Annotated in this window: 7 protein-coding genes; 6 read left to right on the forward strand and 1 reads right to left on the reverse strand. The window is 61.8% G+C overall.

Annotated features, from left to right (window positions below; all coding sequences use genetic code 11):
• Positions 1-55: 55 nt before the first annotated feature.
• The 6 genes from QOH60_RS28300 to QOH60_RS28325 all read left to right on the forward strand — a co-directional run bounded on the left by QOH60_RS28300 (position 56) and on the right by QOH60_RS28325 (position 3,450).
• Positions 56-541, forward strand: coding sequence for an ArsI/CadI family heavy metal resistance metalloenzyme (locus QOH60_RS28300; RefSeq protein ID WP_526425210.1), 486 nt, complete (start codon positions 56-58; stop codon positions 539-541).
• Positions 542-617: 76 nt separating this feature from the next.
• The gene (locus QOH60_RS28305; RefSeq protein ID WP_526425216.1) at positions 618-1,142 is read left to right on the forward strand and encodes a DinB family protein; all 525 of its coding nucleotides are present in this window, start codon (positions 618-620) and stop codon (positions 1,140-1,142) included.
• Between the two features lie 66 nt (positions 1,143-1,208).
• A complete protein-coding gene (locus QOH60_RS28310) occupies positions 1,209-1,577 on the forward strand; it encodes an ArsR/SmtB family transcription factor (RefSeq protein WP_526425211.1) in 369 nt (122 codons plus the stop codon).
• Positions 1,578-2,345 (forward strand): MIP/aquaporin family protein, encoded by a 768-nt coding sequence (locus tag QOH60_RS28315; RefSeq protein WP_526425212.1) that lies wholly within the window; start codon positions 1,578-1,580, stop codon positions 2,343-2,345.
• Positions 2,342-3,010: an arsenate reductase ArsC gene (locus QOH60_RS28320; protein WP_526425213.1), complete on the forward strand. Its 669-nt coding sequence runs from the start codon at positions 2,342-2,344 to the stop codon at positions 3,008-3,010. Before QOH60_RS28315 ends, QOH60_RS28320 begins: the two co-directional genes overlap by 4 nt.
• A gap of 14 nt (positions 3,011-3,024) precedes the next feature.
• Positions 3,025-3,450: an arsenate-mycothiol transferase ArsC gene (locus QOH60_RS28325; RefSeq protein WP_526425214.1), complete on the forward strand. Its 426-nt coding sequence runs from the start codon at positions 3,025-3,027 to the stop codon at positions 3,448-3,450.
• On the opposite strand, the gene QOH60_RS28330 is transcribed toward QOH60_RS28325, so the two are convergent.
• Positions 3,445-3,832 (reverse strand): hypothetical protein (locus QOH60_RS28330; protein WP_526425215.1); only part of this gene is annotated, 388 nt, incomplete at its 5' end. The two genes, QOH60_RS28325 and QOH60_RS28330, sit on opposite strands and share 6 nt — an antisense overlap.

A 3,832-nucleotide genomic window follows, 5' to 3' on the forward strand; every position in this document is an offset into this window, starting at 1 on the left:
CTAGGCCCTGGTGCACCACTTCGATATATGTCACACAGGTAGAGAGGAATCCATCATGTCCCGCGTGCAGCTAGCCCTCAACGTCGATGACCTCGACCAGGCGATCACGTTCTACTCCAAGCTGTTCAATACCCCACCGACCAAGGTGAAGGAGGGCTACGCCAACTTCGCCGTCGCCGAGCCGCCGCTCAAGCTGGTGCTGCTCCAGAATCCCGGCAAGGGCGGCACCATCAACCATCTCGGCGTCGAGGTGGAATCCAGTGAGCAAGTACATACCGAGATTGCCCGACTCAGCGGCGAGGGCCTGTTCACCGACGAAGAGATCGGGACGACCTGTTGCTTCGCTACTCAAGACAAGGTCTGGGTGACCGGTCCGGCCGGGGAGAAGTGGGAGGTCTACACCGTGCTTTCGGATTCAGCGACCTTCGGGACCAGCCCGCAACACCTCGACGACCCCACGGCCGAAGGCGGCATCTGTTGTGGCGGTTCGGCGGGCGCGACCGAGTCCGGGCAGCCTACCGCTACCGCGTCCTGCTGCTAGAGGAAGCGTGCTCTGCTGCGGCCGCCGCGTGGTTCGACGGTCGCAGCAAGCGCATCATTGAGATGTGGGCAGCACGATTGACCGAGCGGAGATCGCGGGCGAATTGGAGCGGGCACGCGTCGAGTTGCATCGACTACTCGCCCAAGCCGAGCGTGAGGACGCGTGGGCCAGGCCGACCCACGGTACGCGTTGGACGAACGAGCAGCTGCTGTTCCACATGGTGTTTGGCTACATGGTCGTGCAGCGGCTACTCGTTCTCGTGAAGGTGTTCAGCCGGCTACCGGATTCAGTAAGCCGCATTTTCGCGCGCGTGCTCGACGGCGCAACCGCACCGTTCGATGTCATCAATTACTACGGGTCTTGCGCGGCAGCCTTGGTGTACAACCGCCACCGGATGGGCGCGAAGATGGACCGAGTGATTGCCTCGTTGCGACGCAAACTCGCGCGGGAGAGCGACAACGCCTTGCGCTGCGGCATGCATTTCCCAACCCGGTGGGACCAGTTCTTCAAGGACTACATGACATTGGAAGGCGTCTACCGCTACCCCGGCGAGCACCATGACTTCCACGCCCGCCAACTCACCCTCACTGCAACCGACTGACACCACTGGTCCACGTTCATCGATTGTTCGCTTGTGCCCTGATTCGATGACTGTCAATATCGATGAATGTCGAAGTCACCGCTTCCGCTCATCGACGTCTCGGGGTGCGAAGTCGCACCCCTGGTACGGGAACCACTGTCGAGTGACGCCGCAGTGGAGTTGGCGGGGATGCTTAAGGCGCTGTCTGATCCGGTGCGGCTACGGCTGCTTAGTGTTGTTGCAAGCCACACCGGTGGCGAGGCGTGTGTCTGCGACATCTCGGTCGGTATAGACGTCACGCAGCCGACTATTTCTCACCATCTCAAGGTGCTGCGTACCGCCGGTTTGCTCGACAGTGAGCGACGGGGATCGTGGGTGTATTACCGCGTGATTCCGGGGGCGCTGCAAAAGCTTTCACTCGTATTGGGTGCTGACAGCCCGATTGGAAGTGGGTGAGTGGACTCCTTTGGGTTGCCGCGTCGACTCCTAGCCGAGTTCGTTGGCACCGCACTGTTGGTAGCGGTGGTGGTCGGCTCCGGAATCGCCGCCGCGCAACTGTCTCCAAACGATGTGGGGTTGCAACTGCTGGAAAACTCCACCGCGACGGTATTCGGTTTGGCGGTACTGATCTTGATGTTCGGTCCGGTTTCCGGGGCGCACTTCAACCCCGTAGTGACGGCGGCTGACTGGCTGCTCGGCCACCGGTCAGGTACCGGCATCTCGGGTGGTGACGCCCTCGCCTACACCGTCGTCCAGGTGATTGGCGCTGTGAGTGGGTCATGGCTGGCCAACCTCATGTTCGACCGCCGCGTATTCGAGTTGGCCGCCAAGGACCGCTTCACCACCGGGCACCTCGTCGGCGAGGTCGTCGCGACCGCAGGTTTGGTCGCTCTGATTTTTACCCTGGCCCGTACCGGTCGCGCAGGCCTGTCCGCAGCGGCGGTCGGGGCGTACATCGGTGCCGCGTACTGGTTCACCAGCTCCACATCGTTCGCGAATCCAGCCGTAACCGTCGGGCGCATGTTCTCGGACACCTTCGCGGGTATCAATCCCGCGTCGGCGCCGGGGTTCATCGCCGCCCAAATCGTCGGCGCGCTAATCGGGTTGGCTCTGATTGCCGCGCTCTACCGCGACGCCGCGCAGACAGCCGACGAAGTCGTCGTTCCCCACCACCACAGCGACACGGCCACCAATCTCGACGTCGACCAGAGGAGTGCGTCATGACCGAATCGCCAGTTACCCATCACCTTCGCCGCGACCTGTCCATCGATCAACAGCTCGCCCTGAAAACCGCCGCGACGCGGCTACAGCGCGATTTCGACGGCACCTTCGGTGTCGAAACAATCGAGCGATTCCTGCACTCGTCCTATGACCAATTCGCAGGACGTGCCTCGGTCCCGAACTTCCTGCCGCTTCTAGCCGAAAGGTTTGCCCGCCAACGCCTTAATGCCCTCGCGAGGGTGGAGGGTAAGGTAACCGATGGCAAGCCAACGGTGCTGTTCTTGTGCACCCATAACGCTGGGCGCTCCCAGATGGCTCTCGGGTACTTCGCCCGCTTGGCCGGACAGGATGGCGTCGCCTGGTCGGGTGGCTCCGAACCCGGCAACGAGATCAACCCGTCGGCCATCGCGGCGATGGCCGAGGTCGACATCGACATCACCGGTGAGTTCCCTAAGCCGTGGACTGACGAAATCGTGCAAGCCGCCGACGTTGTTGTGACCATGGGCTGCGGCGACGCCTGTCCCATCTTCCTCGGCAAGCGTTACGAAAACTGGGAACTACCCGACCCCGCCGGTCAGTCCCTGGACGCAGTCCGACCCATCCGCGATGACATCGAAGAACGCGTCCGCCGGCTTCTTGCCGACCTCGGAATCACTGCGCGCCGATAGAACACAGCGCACTAATGAATCACTCGACCACTCCGTCCGTGTTGTTCGTGTGCGTAAAGAACAGCGGCAAGTCCCAGATGGCAGCGGGACTGATGCGCAGGATCGCCGGAGACGCCGTGGAGGTGCATTCGGCAGGCACAAAGCCGGGCATGTCGGTCAACGCCCTTTCCGCCCAGGTCTTGGCTGAGGTCGGCGTTGACATCAGCGGTCAAACACCCAAACTCGTTGATCCCCAGTTGGTTCGTGCGGTTGACATCGTCGTCACGCTTGGGCGCGAAGCTCATGTCGAGCCGGTGACCGGAACCTCATTCGAGACGTGGCACACTGACGAACCCTCCGAGCGTGGCATCGACGGCATCGAACGAATGCGGCTAGTCCGTGACGACATCGCAGCTCGCTGCACTGACCTATTAGGCAGCCTCAGCGCAAAATCGCTATAGCGCGAACAAGGCTAGATAGACCGAGTCCTGCGGGTTGACAAGACGCTTAGGAGCGCCATGAAGAACGCCGACGAGAAGCTTGCGACCACTGTCGAGTTCCTCCCGATCGCACGCCGAGCAATCGCGCAAATCGAAGAAGTCGAGCGACTGCTGCGCGACGACGAGCAGTTTCGCAACCTCTGGAATACGGACTCGGCGGCTGCGCTTCGACAGGTCGGCATCGACCCCGACGCTCGTATCGAAATGGGGCGTGGTCCATACCCCGACAAGGACGCAGAGGATGGACCCGAGTGCAATTGGTGCATCACACCAAACGGTAATGCGTGCCACTGCTGATCGAGACGCTGGACTGTACTGCGGACGAACATAGACAACGGCCCCG

It is taken from the genome of Mycobacterium sp. (assembly GCF_032159765.1).
Taxonomy (GTDB): Bacteria; Actinomycetota; Actinomycetes; order Mycobacteriales; family Mycobacteriaceae; genus Mycobacterium.

Coding starts and splice junctions, on each gene's coding strand:
- QOH60_RS28300 (WP_526425210.1), top strand. CDS start 56: ATGTCCCGCGTGCAGCTAGCCCTCAACGTCGATGACCTCGACCAGGCG.
- QOH60_RS28325 (WP_526425214.1), top strand. CDS start 3,025: ATGAATCACTCGACCACTCCGTCCGTGTTGTTCGTGTGCGTAAAGAAC.
- QOH60_RS28320 (WP_526425213.1), top strand. CDS start 2,342: ATGACCGAATCGCCAGTTACCCATCACCTTCGCCGCGACCTGTCCATC.
- QOH60_RS28310 (WP_526425211.1), top strand. CDS start 1,209: ATGTCGAAGTCACCGCTTCCGCTCATCGACGTCTCGGGGTGCGAAGTC.